15 protein-coding genes and 1 tRNA gene are annotated in these 18,101 nt (G+C 47.5%); 2 read left to right on the top strand and 14 right to left on the bottom strand.

Going from position 1 to position 18,101, the window contains the following annotated elements:
• Positions 1-7: 7 nt before the first annotated feature.
• From HHL17_RS30235 to HHL17_RS30210, 6 genes are all read right to left on the bottom strand, one after another.
• Entirely contained in the window at positions 8-1,429 is a 1,422-nt protein-coding gene (locus tag HHL17_RS30235; protein ID WP_169228553.1) for a RagB/SusD family nutrient uptake outer membrane protein, read from the bottom strand.
• Between the two features lie 25 nt (positions 1,430-1,454).
• Complete coding sequence (locus tag HHL17_RS30230) at positions 1,455-4,817, bottom strand: SusC/RagA family TonB-linked outer membrane protein (RefSeq protein WP_169228552.1); 3,363 nt, start codon at positions 4,815-4,817, stop codon at positions 1,455-1,457.
• A gap of 73 nt (positions 4,818-4,890) precedes the next feature.
• Positions 4,891-6,027 (bottom strand): FecR family protein, encoded by a 1,137-nt coding sequence (locus HHL17_RS30225; RefSeq protein WP_169228551.1) that lies wholly within the window; start codon positions 6,025-6,027, stop codon positions 4,891-4,893.
• An 80-nt stretch (positions 6,028-6,107) separates the two neighbouring features.
• Entirely contained in the window at positions 6,108-6,683 is a 576-nt protein-coding gene (locus tag HHL17_RS30220) for an RNA polymerase sigma-70 factor (RefSeq protein ID WP_169228550.1), read from the bottom strand.
• 159 nt (positions 6,684-6,842) lie between these two features.
• Positions 6,843-7,328, bottom strand: coding sequence for a DUF4126 family protein (locus HHL17_RS30215; RefSeq protein WP_169228549.1), 486 nt, complete (start codon positions 7,326-7,328; stop codon positions 6,843-6,845).
• 16 nt (positions 7,329-7,344) lie between these two features.
• Positions 7,345-8,511 carry an MFS transporter gene (locus HHL17_RS30210; protein WP_169228548.1) on the bottom strand — a complete coding sequence of 389 codons (1,167 nt, stop codon included), beginning with the start codon at positions 8,509-8,511 and terminating at the stop codon, positions 7,345-7,347.
• A 355-nt stretch (positions 8,512-8,866) separates the two neighbouring features.
• Here HHL17_RS30210 and HHL17_RS30205 point away from each other — a divergent pair, with 355 nt between their 5' ends.
• Positions 8,867-9,196: a DUF4870 domain-containing protein gene (locus tag HHL17_RS30205; RefSeq protein WP_240976002.1), complete on the top strand. Its 330-nt coding sequence runs from the start codon at positions 8,867-8,869 to the stop codon at positions 9,194-9,196.
• Between the two features lie 118 nt (positions 9,197-9,314).
• Here the strand turns inward: HHL17_RS30205 and HHL17_RS30200 are convergent, their stop codons facing one another.
• The 3 genes from HHL17_RS30200 to HHL17_RS30190 all read right to left on the bottom strand — a co-directional run bounded on the left by HHL17_RS30200 (position 9,315) and on the right by HHL17_RS30190 (position 12,813).
• The gene (locus tag HHL17_RS30200) at positions 9,315-11,279 is read right to left on the bottom strand and encodes a LuxR C-terminal-related transcriptional regulator (RefSeq protein WP_169228547.1); all 1,965 of its coding nucleotides are present in this window, start codon (positions 11,277-11,279) and stop codon (positions 9,315-9,317) included.
• A gap of 309 nt (positions 11,280-11,588) precedes the next feature.
• Positions 11,589-11,987 carry an acyl-CoA thioesterase gene (locus HHL17_RS30195; RefSeq protein WP_169228546.1) on the bottom strand — a complete coding sequence of 133 codons (399 nt, stop codon included), beginning with the start codon at positions 11,985-11,987 and terminating at the stop codon, positions 11,589-11,591.
• A 73-nt stretch (positions 11,988-12,060) separates the two neighbouring features.
• Positions 12,061-12,813: an SDR family NAD(P)-dependent oxidoreductase gene (locus HHL17_RS30190; protein WP_169228545.1), complete on the bottom strand. Its 753-nt coding sequence runs from the start codon at positions 12,811-12,813 to the stop codon at positions 12,061-12,063.
• A 119-nt stretch (positions 12,814-12,932) separates the two neighbouring features.
• On the opposite strand from HHL17_RS30190, the gene HHL17_RS30185 reads away from it, so the two are divergent.
• A complete protein-coding gene (locus HHL17_RS30185; RefSeq protein WP_169228544.1) occupies positions 12,933-13,277 on the top strand; it encodes a winged helix-turn-helix transcriptional regulator in 345 nt (114 codons plus the stop codon).
• Positions 13,278-13,359: 82 nt separating this feature from the next.
• On the opposite strand, the gene HHL17_RS30180 is transcribed toward HHL17_RS30185, so the two are convergent.
• The 5 genes from HHL17_RS30180 to HHL17_RS30160 all read right to left on the bottom strand — a co-directional run bounded on the left by HHL17_RS30180 (position 13,360) and on the right by HHL17_RS30160 (position 17,995).
• A tRNA-Gln gene (locus HHL17_RS30180) sits at positions 13,360-13,430 on the bottom strand.
• Between the two features lie 106 nt (positions 13,431-13,536).
• On the bottom strand, positions 13,537-14,577 hold the full coding sequence (locus HHL17_RS30175; protein WP_206156223.1) for a glycosyltransferase family 9 protein: 1,041 nt from the start codon (positions 14,575-14,577) through the stop codon (positions 13,537-13,539).
• A gap of 9 nt (positions 14,578-14,586) precedes the next feature.
• Positions 14,587-15,192, bottom strand: a complete 606-nt coding sequence (locus tag HHL17_RS30170) for a DUF4254 domain-containing protein (RefSeq protein ID WP_169228543.1) — start codon at positions 15,190-15,192, stop codon at positions 14,587-14,589.
• A gap of 655 nt (positions 15,193-15,847) precedes the next feature.
• The gene (locus HHL17_RS30165; protein ID WP_169228542.1) at positions 15,848-17,293 is read right to left on the bottom strand and encodes an APC family permease; all 1,446 of its coding nucleotides are present in this window, start codon (positions 17,291-17,293) and stop codon (positions 15,848-15,850) included.
• Between the two features lie 87 nt (positions 17,294-17,380).
• Positions 17,381-17,995 carry an OmpH family outer membrane protein gene (locus HHL17_RS30160; RefSeq protein ID WP_169228541.1) on the bottom strand — a complete coding sequence of 205 codons (615 nt, stop codon included), beginning with the start codon at positions 17,993-17,995 and terminating at the stop codon, positions 17,381-17,383.
• Positions 17,996-18,101 lie beyond the last annotated feature (106 nt).

Below are 18,101 nucleotides of genomic sequence, written 5' to 3'. Positions count from 1 at the left end.
TGACGGATTAAAATGGATTTTGTGTAAGATTAGGATTGACAGTGACCTCTGTCGCGGGAAGCGGGTAGATCATACTGTTGTCTGTGGCGGGAATATTGATATGACTGCCTGGCACCGTGCTGCCGGCATAATCCCGGATGACCGGCAAACCATTGCGCAGCAGTGCTGCCCGGCGGCGGCCGTTCTCAAAGGCAAACTCCACTCTCGCTTCATCCAGCACCACCTGCAAAACATCCGTCCGCCCATGAAGATCTGACAACTGATACAGGCCGCTACCGGTAATGCCTGCACGCTTACGCAACAGGTTCACGTCGTCCAGTGCTGCCTGTGGATTGGTTTTGGCATTGGCTTCTGCGCGTATCAGGTACATATCGGCCAAACGGTAAATCACCGGTGAGCTAACAGCGGCATTGCCGTTCTGCACAAATTTGGTAGTGAAATACCTGTCACCACTGGCGGTGGATAATTTACTGTAAAATGTTAGTCTCACATCACCGGTTGTTTCGGTGAGTAAACTCAGCAAAGGAGCTGACACCGCTGCATATTTTGTCTGCGTGTAGCTATAACCCAGGCCATAGAATCCTTTGCCCTGTCCATCCACACTTTTAATGGTAAAGATGGTTTCTTTGTCTGCTGCACCGCTATGGTCTGTATTGAAATAAGTGAGATAAGTGCTGCCCGTCACCAGGGAATATTGATTGCTGTTGATGACTTTCTCAGCATAGGTGATCGCTTTGGCATTATCGCCCGCATTCAGGTACAGATCAGCCAGGGCAGCCCAACAAGCGGCCTTACTGGCATAGGCGTTCGACTTTGTTTCAGAAAGCATACCGGCCGCTTTTTCATAATCAGCTGCGGCAAGGGCATACACTTCTTTCACGGTATTTCTGAAAGGCAGTAAAGCCGGATCGGTAGAAACCACATAGGGCACACCTGCATTGGCGCCTGCATTTTGTACATATGGTCTGCCAAATGCCTGTACCAGCTGCATGTGCAGCATGGCACGGAGAAAAAGCGCCTCTGCCTTCAACTGCAACAGCCGGGGCGCTGCATCATCGGGAACGGCGTTGATCACCATATTGGCGTGATAGATAGGCTTATAAGCATTCTGCCACGCCTGTATGTCCATCATTGAAGCGGTACGTTTAAAGGAATAACATTCAATACCCGCGGTAGTGGCGTTATTCCCGGCTTTCATCACTTCCACATTATCAGTACTCAGCTCCACCAGGTTCATATAAGGGGTGAGGTACTTGTAATTATTTACCAGCGAATACACGCCACTCAACGCCGATTTCAGGTTTTCATAACCGCTCAACGCTGTTTCGGCATCAAGGTCAGTTTTAGGCTTGAGGTCCAGCGAACTTTTGCAGGAACAGATCAGCATAAGCGAAGTAATACCGATGATGCTCAACCGTTTTATATTCATAGCCATTTGTTTTTACTGTGTTAGATTAAAATGTTACCTGTATACCTGCGAGAAACCTTTTGGTAAAAGGTACCTTGCCCGCATTTTCTTCTCCGAAATTGTTCTCAGGGTCCATACCGGTAAACTTCGTCCAGGTGGCCAGATTATCTCCGGAAACAAAAACATTGATTTTAGATACGCCCAGTTTCTTCACCACCTGCTCAGAGAGGGTATAACCTAACCGCACATTCTTCAACCGCAGGAAACTGCCGTCTTCCACATATCTTGATGTGGGGAAATAGTAGTCCACCTTATTACCAGCTTTCGGCAGATCAGCGATATCGCCGGGATGCTGCCATCTTACCTGCCCGGATGCAGGTGCAGCATTGTTGGCCTGTACGTCAGCGCCATCCAGGTCCAGATCAGCACGGGTACGGTTCAGTATCTTAAGACCGCCGAAATAACTAAGCATTACACTGAGGGTAAAGTTTTTATAAGTGAGATTATTCGACATGCCGGCAATGTATTTGGGATTGCTGTTGCCCAATACCTGCAGGGTGGCCTGGCCGGGATTATTGGTGTAGTTAACCTTTCCGGTAAAGTTGCCGCTGGCATCTTTCTCCAGGACTTCAAAGCGGGACTCTCCTGTATTAGCGTCTACACCGGCATACACAGGCATATAGTAGCTTTCCATCGGGCTGCCCACGATCTTCGCGGTACCGGTATATTGACCATCATACAGCAAATTAGCGCCTGGCTGCAGTTCCAGCACCTTGTTGTTATTGTACGCGAAAGTGAGGTCTGTAGACCATTTCACGGCGGTATGTTTCAACTGCCGGGTGTTCATGGTCACCTCAATACCCTGATTACGGATACGGCCCATGTTCTGATAGTAGGCGTTACCACCGCTGGTCGCTGGCGGAGTAACACGCAACAGCAGCCCTTTATTCAGCTTATTGTACAACTCCACGGAAACGGATACCCTGTCCCAGAAACCGGCATCGATACCGATATTGGTAGTATACTGCATTTCCCAGTGCAGGTTGGGGTTTCCCTGTGCGCTTTGTTGGGTAGTAGTCTGTCCGTCATACAGTTCATCAGTTAGCGCATAGCTGTACAGGGAGAGATACTGGTAAGGCCCCAGAGGCAGGTCATTTCCGGAAACACCGTAGCTGAAACGAAGTTTAAACAGATCTATATTTTTAGCATTACGCAGGAAGTTTTCTTTGCTCAACTGCCACGCGCCGCTGAAAGCATAGAAGTTACCATACTTGTTGTTTTGCCCGAACTTGGAAGAGCCATCCCTTCTGAAGCTGGCCGTGGCAAAATATTTTCCATCATAGCTATAGTTCAGTTCTGAGAACAGGGACAGATAGGCGGTTTCGGTGATTTCATTCCTGAAGTTCAGTGTCTTGGGGTCTCCTGCGTTAATGGCGCGTATACCGGGTTTCAGGCCATACACAGAAACAGACGTATTCTTTTCTGTCACCTGGTTAAATTCAAATGCCGCCAGGCCAGTGATACGATGCCTGTTGAAAGATTTATCCACCTGTATCATCTCGGTGGTGATAATATTGTTAGTGTTGCCAGGAGACAAGGAATACAGACCGCCCCGGGTATTGAAAAAACTTGTCGGGTCAGCCGGATTCACATAACGCTCCCTGTCCATATTAATGAAACTGTAGCGGTTCCGTGAATTGAACGTAAGCCAGTCAGTCAGCTTGTAACGTAGCGTCAGATCGAAAGCACCAATCGTCGCTTTGTTGGTGGCATCGCTCAAACCCTTGCCGTACATGGGACTGAAGTTTGCACCGCTATACCATCCCTTTTCATTTGGGCCACCGATTTTGGGCGTGCCATCGCTGTAAAAAGGTGTATCCCACGGCATGATATTAAATGCGTCGCTATAGGGATTATAAAAACCACCCGACTTCATACTGGAATTGGAAATACTGGCATTGGAAGAAAGCGATAACCGCTCTGTGGCCTGAAAATCCACATTAAAGCGGAAATTGTATTTCCGGTAGCTGTCTGTTATCAGCGGAGCAATCTCATTGAAATAATCTCCGGAAGCATAATATTTCACACGCTGGTCTCCACCGGAAATCCACACGTTGTAATCCTGTGTCTGCCCTGTCCGCAGAAATAGGTCGTTCCAGTTAGTGTTGTATTTCAGCACGCTGTCCGGCACCATGGTATGTACATAATCATTTACCGCAGCATCGCTGGCGCCGGGGTTGGCATCCAGATATTGATTCCGGTAAATCTGCTGCTGCAAATCAAAACGTTCCCGGCTGTTCATCACGCGGAATTTCCCGAGGGATGCTTTGTTGGCGCCGTAGGTAACGTTGGCGCCTATTTTTGTGCCACCACCGGCGCCGCCGCGTTTGGTGGTGATCACCAATACACCGTTGGCCGCTCTTGATCCATACAGAGCAGCTGAAGCAGCATCTTTCAGTACAGTAACGGAAGCTACGTCTGTAGGAGAAATATTACTGAATGGGTCAGTATCTGTACTATAGTCCTGGATAATACCATCAATCACCACCAGCGGCTGCGTGGCATTATATCCCATAGATCCCTTACCGCGGATAACGATGGTGGAAGAGGTATTGGAACCGGTATTACCACCACTGAGCGATACGTTCATACCAGCCACTTTTCCCTGTAAATTATCGAAGATGGATTGTGTGGTAGTCGTTTGCAACTCTTCTGCGGTTACCTGTGATACGGCTCCGGTAAGTTCTCCCATGCGTTTGTTGCTGTAACCGGTTACCACTACCTGGTTCAGGGCACGCGGCGTTTCAGGCAACACTACATACAATGGCCCGCTTAAGGTATCTGTTTTTATCTTCCGGCTGTCATAACCGATGAAAGAAAAGTCCAGCTGCTGACCTTTGCCGGCATACAATTGAAAGTGGCCGCTGCCGTCTGTTACAGCGCCGTTGGCGGTGCCTTTTATCCGGATGGTCACACCTGTCAGTGGTGTACCGGAGACGGTGGTAACCGTACCACTCACCAGCTGGTTATCTGCCGGTTGTTCGGGCGTGGCGCCCTGATGACTGCCTTTGGCTGGCTGCAGGGCGGTGATGTACACATTTTTCCCTTGCACGCGCCAGTTGTACTGTTTTCCGAGTACTGTCTGCAAGGCTTCCTGTAAGGATGCCTGTTGCAGGTTGACAGAAATATGCCTGTTCAGGTCCACTTCAGTATCACTGTAAAAAAACTCATAGGAGGTTTTCTGTTGAATCTCTTTCAAAACAGCTTTCACACTTCTGTCTTTCATTGACAAAGTAATGGTGGCTTTGGGCGACTGGGCGCTGATGGTCGTTGTTCCTGCGAAAACAGTCAGACAGGAACAGAGCAATACGGCATGGAAACGCAGTGACCAGCCTTTGCGAAAAGGCATAGGTATCCCCTTTAGTTTCATCACTATTAATTTTGGTTAATAAAAAATCGGTTGAGTACTAAATACCCGCAGTCTATTTTTTTGTCACTGTTATGGTTGATCCCTGCAACGAAAACGAAAATTGGTTGGTGCTGTTATTCAATGACTGGATACATTCTCCCAGTCCCTGTTCTTTATTAATATAACAAGTGAAATACTGTCCTGTTAGTTGTTGTTCATCTGCCTTTATATCAATATCATACCACCTTGAAATGGTCTGTAATATGGTCTTAAGCGGTTTATCACGGAAACGTATCCAGCCGTCTTTCCATGAAGTAAAATCTTCAGTGTCTACCTGTACTACGTGTAGTTCACTACCGGCCACAATAGCCTGCTGGCCTGGTTGTAACACCTGATCTTCTCCCGCCGTCGTCTGTACTTTTACTTTTCCACTGACCAGCGTAGTAAGCCCCTGTTGTTCTTCTTCATAATGGCGGACACAAAACGCCGTTCCGAGCACCGTTATTTCCTGTGCGCCTGCATGCACCACAAATGGTTGTTCCGCTTTGGCTGCCACTTCAAAATAAACTTCCCCGGTGACGATCACAGTGCGCTCCCTATCGGTAAAAACGGAAGGATAAGCAATGCTGGACTGGGCATTCAGCCAGACTTTGGAGCCATCGGGCAATTGTACCTGGTAGTTGGCGCCCCGTGGCGTACGCAGGGTGTATTGCTCCGGCTTCCCTGTCGCTATCTGCATATGGCCGTTGTGCACATTCACCTGGTTGCCTCCCAGTACAAAACTGCTGTCTTTCCCGTGCAATGATACTTCTTCGCCCCCAGCCTGTAATATGGCGAAATTGCCGGCAGGCTTCTGTGTGGCAGCAACCAGCGCATCCGTTGCCGGTACCGTTTGTTTGGTCCGCTGCATGAACCAATAAGCACCTGCTGCCAGCAACAAAACGGCTGCGGCTGCGCGCCAGAGCATCCGGAAAGGACGATGCCGTACCACGGTTGGTGCGGTGTCCTGCGTAATATGTGCCCACATACGGCTGGTATCGAAAGACTGCTGCAGACGCCACTCCTCCACTACCCGGCGCAGTTGCTCCGGTTCCTCCAGCAGCACCGCCCTGGCAGGGTCTTCCTGCAACCACGACTGTACAACAGGATCTTCCGGTTGAAGTTCCCCGCTCAGTATTGCTGATAATATGTGAATGTCTGCCTGTTCCATCAATGAAGGACCGTTATAATGATGACACGAATAATTTAAGAATGTACTACGCCGGTAAGGGATTTTTTTTGAAAACTTTTTTATCTCCCCAGCAAATCCAGCACCAGCAGGCAAATCAGCTCCAAAAGAATATTATTCCTTAATATATCATACGCTTTCGCCACCTGGTTTCTGACGGTAAACACAGATATCCTCAGTTCCTCCGCTACTACTTTATATTTTTTCTGCTCAAGACATACTTTTTCAAATACGATCCTGCATTGTTGCGGTAGTCCGGCGATCACCCGTTCCAGCTGTTGTACACGATGTTGTAACTGCAATTCCTGCTCCATGGCATCTTCTTCCGCCGGCATATTTTCCGGCAGTGCGTCATTTGAAATAGTATGGTTATCTCTTAAGTAATTCAGACAGGCATTGTGTACAGCCCGGTAGGCATAACGTTGGGGAGGGACCTGGATACTGATCCGGCTACGCTTCTGCCATAAGCGCGAAAAAAAATCCTGTACAATGTCCTCCGCGGCCTGTTTATCCTTTACAATACGCAAGGCATAAGCACACAAACCCGCTGCCGTACTTTTAAAAAATCGTTCAAAAGCGGCCGGATCGCGTTGCAGTTGCTCCCAGGAGTAATTTTCCGATTGGTTCAGTTGGTTCAAATTAATACTAGAAAGGAATACATCAAATATATAAATTAAAATCAAAAAGCCCTGCTACCGTTGTGGGCAGCAGGGCCTGGTTCCTGTATCCGTGTGCAAAACACGGTACAACTCTCCCGGTGTTACCGGGCATTATAACTTAAAAGACTATACGAATATCTATTTCCCGGTGGTAGAACCGGCGCCAATGCCTACTGCCAGGAGATCTTCCATACCTCCGGCGAAACCGTCTTTCACTTTGTATTTTTTACCCGCATATTTACGCAGGTAAAAGAAAGCGTAAGATGCAGCCACTGCGGCGATGGCCCCTACCAACGCGCCACGCCAGGCTTTGTCTCCGCTGGCCTGGTACAGGGTAGCGCCGGCAAGCCCTCCGGCTGCGGCCCTTCCTGCGAGCGCGCCAGGGATGATACGGTCTTTTATGCCAGGCACTTTGTCTACCACCATCTCACCGGCTGCCATGGTCTGCAGGCCGCGCATGACATTTTCCCGTTGCATAAAACCCAACGGGCTACCTTTCAGCTGCCGCGACGGGTGACGGTTGGCATACTGGCTCGCAAACGCGGGTCCCATGGCACTGCGCATGCCAGACACCATACCCAGGCCAATGGCCCGTACTAATGTGGAAAGAATGGAGCTTTTCATACTGGCGAGGGCACAATCATTGTGCCACGCATACCGGTGCTGAGGTCCGTGTACGGAGAAAGGTCCGCAGCAATACCGCCACTATGGCAACCACGCCAAAGGCCATGCCTACCCATGGCGCATAGGCCACACTATGTGTCGCTATCACCATGCCGCTCACGGCGGTACCTACCGATACCCCAAGGTTTCCCGTTGAGACAGACAGACTGTTGGCAAATTCCAGCGCATCCGGTGCGGCTGAGATCATATTGACCGCTCCGGCCAGAATGGAAGGTGCATACCACAGTCCCCACAAAGCGATGACGCCCATCACCGGCACCCCTTCATATCCACACCATGCCAGGGCAAACGGGATCACGATCGTGCCACTGAGCAACAACAGTGTCACCGCCGCCATATGACTACCGATCACTTTCCCTGCCAGCCAGTTGCCCGCCACACCGGTGAGCCCAAACAACAACATCATGCTGCTGATCATCGTCTCGCTCATCTGTTTCTCCTGGCCGAGATAATCGGCGAAATAACTATAAGTACTGAACCAGGCGGCAATCATCATAAAATTGATAAAAGAAGTAAGCAGGAAATCACCCCGCTTTAAGATCTTCAGCTGGTCACCATAAGATTTTTTCTCCTTCACCGGCATAGGTGGCAGCAACAACCATATACTCAAACACGCTATAATACTCACTAAAGTCTGCATCATAAAAGCGCTCTGCCAGTTGATATGAGCAGCCAGCCATGTGGACAGCGGCACCGTTGTCACGGTGGCAATACTGATGCCCCCCATCACAACAGACATCGTACGATGGGCCTGTTTCGGTGGCGCGACCGCCACTGCCGCAGCAATGGCGTTAGAGATATACACCGGCTGCAAAAACGCCGGCAACATTCGTAGCACCAGCAGTAACCAGAACGGCGGCGCCATCGCTGATCCCAGTGTAGAAAGGATGAACAGCCCCATTGACCACAACATCACCTTTTTCCGGTCCACCCCCGATGTCAGCAGGGTCATCACCGGACCCGTCAACGCAATGACCAGCGCAAAAACACTCAGCAACACGCCTGCCTTGTCAATAGTAATTTGATAATGGGCAGCTACCTGCGGCAATATCCCGATAATGCCAAATTCTGTTGTGATAATGCCAATTACGCCCAGACAACCGATATATGCTAATTTCTTCATGGAATATGCTCCTTTTTCCAGCGAAATTAGATAGTAAATATCTCCACAACGGTAGCTACAACTAATTGTATGGAACTAACAAAATTGTAAGTCCTTAGTAAAAGGAAAGAGGAAAAATCACTGGTACTTGTCTGCAATCAACTGTCAGAATGGGGTAACACACTTTAAAATATACAATACAATAAATTGATTATTAAATAGTTATACAGACTGTAGATCTTTTGTAGATACCCTTCTGTACCACCTGTAGACCCACTGTAGTATCTACAAAAGCAGGAACGATTTTACCCCGGCCTACCTTTGTGCTGTTTCCATTTTATCCTTTTATCATTTTTTAAAAATCAACAGCGCAACTATGAAGACAAAACAATGGGCTATCGTCGCTTACATTACGATCATCGGATGGATTATCGCATATGTAAAAAATAAGGAGAACAAAGACACTTTTGTTAACTACCATCTGGAACAGGCACTGGGCCTGGCTGTAGCAGGTCTGTTATGGTCTGTGGCGGCAGGCGTTCTGTTGAGCATTATCCCCGCGCTGTCTGCGGTTTTCTCCGTACTGGGCCTGCTGCCGCTGATATTTATGGTATTTGGTATTATCAACGCCAACAGCGGTGTACAAAAGCCGGTGCCGGTAATCGGAAAGTTTTTTGAGAACCGTTTTGTTTTCCTGCAACAATAGACTTGCCCGAACATTTCATCCATTCCCCAACTTTCATCCAAACCCCAATTCATCCATTCCCCATTTTCATCCTAACCCCAGGTTCATCCTGACCCCGTTTCATCCGGCCCCAATTCTTTTAACCCGCTGCGTCTTCACTCAGCGGGTTATTTTCTCTCCAGGCCATCAGATAGGCATCCAGCCCCTCCTCTTTACCCAGTCCCAGCTTTTGTTTGATACGGTACCGCGACATCAGAATGCTCTTCGGCGCCACGCCAAGGTGGGAGGCAATTTCTTTGGTAGACAACCCGATCGAAATATAGGAACAATGCTTCAAATCCAGTTTGGTAAGGCTGTTGCTGGCTTTTTCCTGCAACTTCCGGAAGAATTCCGGATGAATGTTCTCAAACTCTGTCCGTGTAGTCTCAAAGTTTTTGTCCATCCGTTTATGCGTCTCAATCATCCGGGTGATCTGTTTGGCCAGGTCGGGCTGTACGGCTTTCTCCCGGAGCTTTTCCTGCAACGATTCCAGCAGTTCATTCTTCTGTTCCACCTGTAAAGTGCCTGCCAGCAGGTCTTTCTGCAACTGCTCCTTCTGCGTTTGTATCAGCTGTTGTTCTGCCTGCAAGCGCGCGGCTTCCTCCGTCTGTAAACGGGCCTGCAATTCTGCTTCCTGTTTCTCCAGCTGCAGGCGCAGGGCTTCTTCTTCTTTCAGGCGTATCAGTAATTCGCCGTCATGCTTCTCCTTCTCCAGCAGCTTCTGTTGCTGAATGGTGGACTGTAAACGGAAGTGATAGGACCGGAACAGGTACAATAACGCAACCAGGCAGGCTACAATCAATCCGATATATACAATATTGAGTTTACGGTTAAACGCAGCTTTTTCCTGGAGTGTTACCAGCTCCTGCTCTCTTTGCCGTGCCTGGTATTGAGCCTCCAGCTTTTTGGCAATCGCCATACGGTCTACATCAAAAGCCTTGGCATAATACCGGCTGTATTCCCTCGCGTATTCCAGTGCCTTGGGCAGGTCCCCCTTCTTCTCCGCCACGTCTGACAAGGCCTCCATCAGGTGGGCCATCAGCCGGTTGTCCGGAGCGGGATAGGTCTTTAACGCTAACAGTCCCGCCAGCAACAGGTCAGATGCCCGGTTGTAGTTGCCATCGTTCATAGCAAAGGTGCTCATCATGCCATAGCAACTGGCCACCACTTCCTGTTGATCGGTTTCCTTACCAATCTTCAGGGCAATGTCCAGGTAATGCTGTGCACTGTCCCGATAGGTACGTGGAAAATACTGATCATATAGGTTGGCAGTATTCAGTGCCAGCAGGGCAACCATGCTGTGGAAACTGATACGGGACGCATTCGTTTCATATATGGCAATGGCTTTACGGTTGTAGTAAAGGGAAGAATCCAGCAGTTCCCGTTTGCTGTTGTCGCCGTTAAACTGGTATTCAAAACTGGTGGCCATGGCCTGGTAACCGTTGCAGATATCGTCCGGGTCTGAACGGGTCATGGCGGAAGTCAGACAGGCTTTCGCATAGCGGTACTGGGTTTCTGTATCATTCCAATCTGCATAAATAGACGCCAGGTTATAATATACATTGGTTTCGTAGATGTTGCCGGGCAGGCCTTTACCCAACTTCAGCGATTCCTGGAAGCTTTTCACGGCTTCATGCGGCTTGCCGGTGCGGTTTTCAAGCCATCCTTTACGGTACCATACGCTGGCCAGTGTCAACTGATCGCCTGACTCCCGGGCAAACAGGAAGGCGCTGTCCAGATGATGTGAAGCCAGGGCGGTGTCTTCTGCAGTATATTCCAGCGATACCAGCGCAGAATGCGCCAGTGCTTCATATTTGCGGTCTTTAAGTGTACGGCTCATCTGCAAGGCCGTTTGTGTACTGGCAATGGCATCTTTCCGGCTACCATCTACCAATGCCCTTCCCATCCTGATCCGGGTCATCACCTGCTCTTCTGGTGTTAATCCCGGCTGTTGCAATACCTGTTTCAGGGAATCCCGCACTGTTTGTGCAAAACTACTGGCCGTCAGTAGGGTGAACAGGGCTACAAACACTATTACTACCCTCATTTTTAGGATATGGTTCATGCGTCAAAAATACAACTTGTAGAGGTTTTGTAGATAGGTAAAAAAACAGATTGTAGTAGGCATGTAGATGCTACAAATGCCGAAGATCCGCTACAGGTCAGTACTTTTGCTTCACAGAGTTCATATGCAGTGATCATGAAAGAATATTGGATTGAAAAACCTCCTGCCTGATGCTGAACTCCACGAGCGAATAATTAACCGGCCTGATCCGTTGTAGTTTACCCACTCTTTTTTAAACGGAATAAAAAAGATAATGCAGCAGTGGTCCCCCCGCTGCTGCATTTTTAGTTTATTGAAACGTCGTTTATTTTATGCTTCATCTTCCCGCAGCCGCTCATCGGTGTAGGTGATCTTCGTCCTGCCATGTGGTGCTGGCTGCCCTTTCTCATCCACACTGACAAACACGATCTTGTCGATGGTCAGGATACTCTTCTGGGTGATCTTATTCCGTACCTCACAGGTCAGCGTCAGCGATGTCCGGCCAAAATGTACCGCCTTAATACCTAATTCCACAATATCCCCCTGCCGGGCGGAATTGATAAAATTGATTTCCGACATGTACTTGGTCACACAACGGTTCGTGCCTAACTGAATAATGGAATAAATGGCCGCCTCTTCATCGATCCACCGCAGCAAACTGCCTCCAAACAAAGTACCATGCGCATTGAGATCTTCCGGTTTTACCCATTTGCGTGTGTAGAAATTCATGCGTCCTCGTTTTTGAAGATGTAAAACTAGGTAATTTTCTCACTGGTTCCTGATGACCGGCTATCTTAAAATATTACATCAAATAGCCTCCTGAAACAGAAATTTTTTCTCCTGTAATCCAATATGCATCATCAGAAAGCAGAAATACAGCTACTTTCCCAATATCTGCCGGCTGTCCTAATCTGCCTAAAGAGGTATTATCTATAATCTTTTGACTAAGGCCACTTTCGAATATTCCGACTTTGTGAGCACCTTCCGTTTCCGTCAAACCAGGAATGATGGAGTTCACCCTGATATTTCTGCTTCCCAATTCTTTAGCGAAAACACTTGTAAGCACATCAACAGCTCCTTTTGTGGCCGTGTAAACAGCAGTACCAGCATCCACATTCCTTGTTCCCATAGAACCTATATTGATGATATTACCACCGTCCTTAAAATACTTCAGCGATTCCTGGACAGTCAATATTGTCCCAAGAACATTAATATCGAATTGCTTATGAAACTCTTCCTCCGTTATGTTCTCTATAGTGTTAAAAAGATAAACCCCCGCGTTATTCACTACACCATCTATTTTCCCGAATTCATTCATTGTTTGCCTGAACAATTGCTGGACATCCTTTTGTTTAGATACATCACCCTGAATGGCAACTGCCACACCTCCGTTTGACTGAATGAAATTTACCACTGCATTAGCATCAGTTTCACCAGATACATAATTAACAACAACATTAGCTCCTGCCGAAGCCAGTTCTTTTGCTATTCCGGCTCCAATTCCTTTTGAACCTCCCGTAACAATAATCACCTTATTCTTTAGTTTAAGTCCCATTATTAAATCGATTTAAATGTTTAAGGCAATATTATAATATTAACGCCCCTAAGGCAAGTATGTACTTTTTTGTACCTTAGTCACCAGAAAGAATCTAATATTGATAATGAATTAGTTGCATGGAAAATAAATCAGAAATTTGTCTACCGACTTGTTCGGTAGATTATGCTTTCAAGCGTATAGGAGGAAAATATAAGGGAAGAATACTCTGGTATTTGCATGACCATAAGACACTGCGCTACGGCGCCCTCAAACGGATACTTTATGATGTTACCACAAAGATGCTTACACAAACTTTGCGGGAGCTGGAAACTGACAATTTAATCATTAGAAAAGTCTATCACGAAGTACCTCCCAAAGTAGAATACTCCCTGACCGAAACGGGAGGAGAATTAATTCCGTTCATTGATCATCTCAGACAGTGGGGCGATAGGCAAATTGAAAAAGAGAACAGGAAACTTTAATAGAAGCAGTTAAACATATTGACTGATGCTAAAATGCAAAAACGAAAAAACCGCTCGATGAGCGGTTTTTTCGTTTTTTTTGTTGCCCAACCTGGATTCGAACCAAGACAAACAGAACCAAAATCTGTCGTACTACCATTATACTATTGGGCAATCACTTTGTTGTTTGGGATGGCAAAAGTATAACTTTTTTTATTTCTGCAAAAAAAACTTGCAATATTTTTAAAATATCCTTCAAAACCCGCTGTAACAAAGCATCTTAACGGATAAGACTTATTACTTTTTCTGCTATCTGTTCCGGTTTGATCCATTCCATGCAGGCATGGTCTCCTCTGAAGCAGGGTTTATTGCCAAAAACGGAACAAGGCCGGCAAGTCAGATCAGTGATCTGCACAGCATACTGCTCAGACTGCCCATAGCCCATAAACCCGGCATACGGATGGGTGGCGCCCCATATGGAAACCACCGGTACCCCATACAGGGAGGCCAGGTGCATATTGGCTGAATCCATGCTGATCATCAAATCCAGCTGGCTGATAAGTGCCAGTTCCTCCTCCAGGGTAAAACGGCCGGCAACGGATATAGCCTGTGGATAACGTGCTGCCAGCTCATTCAGCTGTTCCACTTCTGCTTTGCCGCCGCCAAAAAGCAATACACGATAGGTACCGTCTTTTACCAGTGCTGCCAGCGCCATTTCCATTTTTGCCAGCGGATACATTTTCTCCCGGTAAGTGGCAAAGGGTGCCAGCCCTATCCATTGCCGGGTATTTTTGGCGCCTGTAACGGCTAATACCCGCTCCGGAAGCGGCCGCGGTGCAAAAACAGGCTGTGTGCCCATGGTACAGCGCAGCCCCAGCTGCCGGAAAACGATCGCATAACGCTCAATGGTGCTGGTTTGCGGCTGCAACACCTTGTTTTCCTTTCGGGTAAGGGCTTTTTTGCCTGCGCGTCCCTTGTCGATGATGGCTACCGGCTTGCCGGTCAGGCGGAAAAAGGTACGCACGATCCGGGACCGCAGCACATTGTGCAGGTCTGCTACAGCATCAATCCGGTATTGACGGCTGATGCTGCGGAACAGGCGGTATAATCCGGGCACGCCTTTATGTTCCCCTTTTACATCGGCAGGAAAAAATTCCAGCCTGGGAATACCGGCACACAGGGCGCCCCAGTTTTTGTTGGTCACAAAAATGATCCGGACCTGCGGGTTTTCGTCCAGTACCTGTTTCATGACCGGCACAGTCATCGCTACGTCTCCGAGGGCGGAAAAACGGGTGACCAGTATAGTGGTAGTAATTGCCAAGGAAGCCGATTATTTTTCACCCTTGTATAACACAGGGTTCAGTGAAGGATCATTATACATCTTCATCTGCTTATACACTTTCATGTATTTTTTGCCCGCTGCAATGTCTGCCAGCAGCGTCTCTATCGCTGTGCTCAGATCAGTGCGCTGCTCCAGCAGGATGTTAAGCTTACGTTGACAAGCCTCACGATGCTCCGGTGTGGCATCTGCACGGGTAGCCTCTTCCTGCATATGATATATCTTCAAAGCCAGGATAGACAACCGGTCTATCGCCCATGCCGGGCTCTCGGTATTGATTTCCGCATCTGCGGCAGGTTTTATGTCTTTGTATTTGTCGAGGAAATAACTGTCAATGTACTCCACCATATCGGTACGCTCCTGATTCGAACGGTCAATCCACCGCTTGATATCCAGTGCCTCTACAGGGTTGATCTGCGGATCACGGATAATATCTTCCAGATGCCATTGTACGGTGTCGATCCAGTTTTTCATATACAGCAAGTGCTCGATACTGCTTTTTTCATAGGGATTGCTGATGGCCTGATGCACATCATTGTACCGGTGGTAATCCTGTATGCTCCGGTCAAATATGCTGTTGGAGGTAGTTGTAAACATGCTGCAAAATAAAGACAAATATTTACGATTTTTTGATTTACGGTTTTGATATTTCGTTATCTCTTCGCCCGATCCCCGAAATCTCCCACATCGTAAATCAAAAAGTCCTTAGATAAAAAAAGAAGCGCATGGTAGAGACCATACGCTTGTTGTAAAAGATTGTCATGTGAATGTTCGAGAATGCAAATCGTGTAGGCTTTTAATGGTTATCTTGGGGTTGAGATACCTTTCTATCGCCTGATATTTTTCATACTCTATGAGAATGATGTCCATAGAACACCATTGTTGGCAATAAATATTTTTCTGGTAATTTCTTTAGATGTAGAAATATATATAATACTCCGATGGCTTATATTATTTGAGGGTCCATAAAATAACATACAACTGTCTAACAAATACTCCAGGGCATACATTTCATAGTTCAATAAAAACTGATGCTGCATGCAGCGTTTACTCCGTTGTGATGTGGCAATGCCATTTTTTTTCTAGCTTTTTTTGCTATAGGGTTTTCTGCAATCCAGTAGGGTTTCAACTGCACAAGTCCGTTCATTTGTCTTAGTGCAAATTAAGAGGGGCCACTGCTAATAAAACCGCAGTGGCCCCGAAATCTTATACAACGTTCGTGTTAAATTTGCCTTTTTGTTGTCCTTTTTAGCTAGGAGAGCGCTTTTCCCTTGCTCCGCATAGCCAAAAAATAAAGTGGAATACCCAATAAAATGATCCCCAGACCAGGTAAAGTATAGTTGGTTTCGAAAATCAGCAGCAGTGCAGCCAGTGAAAGCGCCACCACTACATATATCATCGGCAGCACCGGGTAACCTATTGCTTTATAAGGCCTTTCCAGATCAGGACGCTTCTTTCTCAGGATAAAAATACCCAGGATGGTCAGCACATAAAAAATCAGTACCCCAAATATCACCAGCGCCAGCAAGTCGTTGTAGCGACCTGTAAGACACAGCAATGATGCCCAGAAGCACTGTATCCACAACCCACGGGCAGGCACAGCGTTTTTGTTCAGCTCTCCGGCCTTGCGGAAAAACAGCCCATCCTGCGCCATAGTATAGTAAATACGGGCACCGGATAAGATCAGCCCGTTATTGCAACCGAAAGTGGAAATCATGATCATCACGGCTATAATACCTGAACCAATGCCGCCGAAGATCTTCTCCGCGGCTGCTACTCCCACCCTGTCATTGGCGGCGAAGGCGATATCATGCAGTGGCAATACGGCCAGGTACATCAGGTTACAGCTCACATAAATAATGGTCACGATCAGTGTGCCCAGAAACAGCGAACGGCTAATATTCTTGGCCGGGTTCTTAATCTCTGCGGCAATGAAGGTCACGTTATTCCACGCATCGCTGGAAAATAAAGACCCTTTCATGGACACAGCGATGGCGCCAAAGAAAGCCAGTCCTGACAAGGATTTGATAATGGTCTCTCCGTTTATCGCTTCCATGGAAAAGTGATTCCATGGGTCCTGCCAGTTGGCATTCCAGACCTCTGCCTTAGCGCCCAGCAACAAGCCAAAAACGATCAACCCAAACAGGGATAACAGTTTGGCCATCGTAAACACGGTCTGTATCACTTTGCCATGTTTTACCCCACGTGTATTGATATACGTGAGCAGAATGATGGAAACAATCGCCACTATCTGCGCAGCGGATATCTGAAATACCGGCTTTAGCTCGGCATTAAAGGACAACAGGATGTTTTTCTCGCTAAATCCCGGTATCAGGTAAGCGGTAAATTTGGCGAAAGCCACAGCCACAGCAGCGATGGTGCCGGTCTGGATAACGCCGAACTGCGTCCAGCCAAATAAAAAGGCGATAAAAGGATTGTAGGCCTCCCGCAGATACACATACTGTCCGCCAGCTTTGGGGAACATGCCGGATAATTCACCGTAACTGAGCGCAGCGATGAGCGTCACTACACCTGCCAATACCCACATGGCGGTTACCCATCCGGCACCGCCCACACTGCGGGCTATTTCTGCGGTGACAATAAAAATACCGGAACCTATCATGGAACCGGCTACTATCATGGTGGCGTCTAATAAGCCAAGCGTAGGCTTAAATGAATTGTTTTGGTTGATGTCCATATAACGGTAGAAATTAAAAATCCCGGCTCTTTTGGGAACCGGGACTATAAGGTAGACAAATTTTTTAATGTTTGCCTGTTATTTTCTTTATTTGGCAGCAGGTGCTCCAGCGCCTTTTTCATTCATGCCTTTGATCACATCAGCCGTTACGTCAAATGCAGGATCAGCATACAAAATGTTGCTCTGACCGGTACGGTAAGAGAAGATATAAGAATAACGTTTGTCTGCATTAAATGATTTCAGGAAATCGTCCAGCCTTTTCTGCAGTTCTTCGTTGAATTTGGTTTCGCTTTGGGCATACTCTGCACGCATATTCTGCGCTTCCTGCTCCAGCTGTTGTTGTTTGGCCATCAGGCTGCGTTGTGCCGTCTCGCCCTGCTCCTGTGTGAGCGTGGATGCTTTACGCTGCAGGTCCTGATATTCAGCCTGTAAAGCCCTGCCTTTGGCTTTCAGCTGATTGTCCATCCCCTGCTGCTTTTGCTCCAACTCGGATTTCCTTTGTTTGAAATATTCAAAATGCGCTTCCAGAGAATCCAGGTCTACGTAAGCAATTTTGAAACCCGCTGCCGGAGCGTTCGTACCCGCTGCGGGAGTGCTAGCAGGCGCATTGTTGCCAGCCTTGTTGCCATTGCAGGCCATAAATAAACCGGCTGCTAATGCCGCTAATAATCCTTTTGACACGAATTGTTTACAAGTGCGCATGTTGATAGGTAGATTTAACTCCTTTTAAGGTTTTAAAATTGAAGGGCTAAAATAAAGCTTTTACCGGATTTTCAAATCCGGATTCCCATTTTTAACGAAGCTTTTT

It is taken from the genome of Chitinophaga fulva, from assembly GCF_012927205.1.
Lineage (GTDB): Bacteria > Bacteroidota > Bacteroidia > Chitinophagales > Chitinophagaceae > Chitinophaga > Chitinophaga fulva.
Note: the sequence above shows the minus strand (reverse complement) of the source record. Positions and strands in the feature narration are given on the sequence as shown.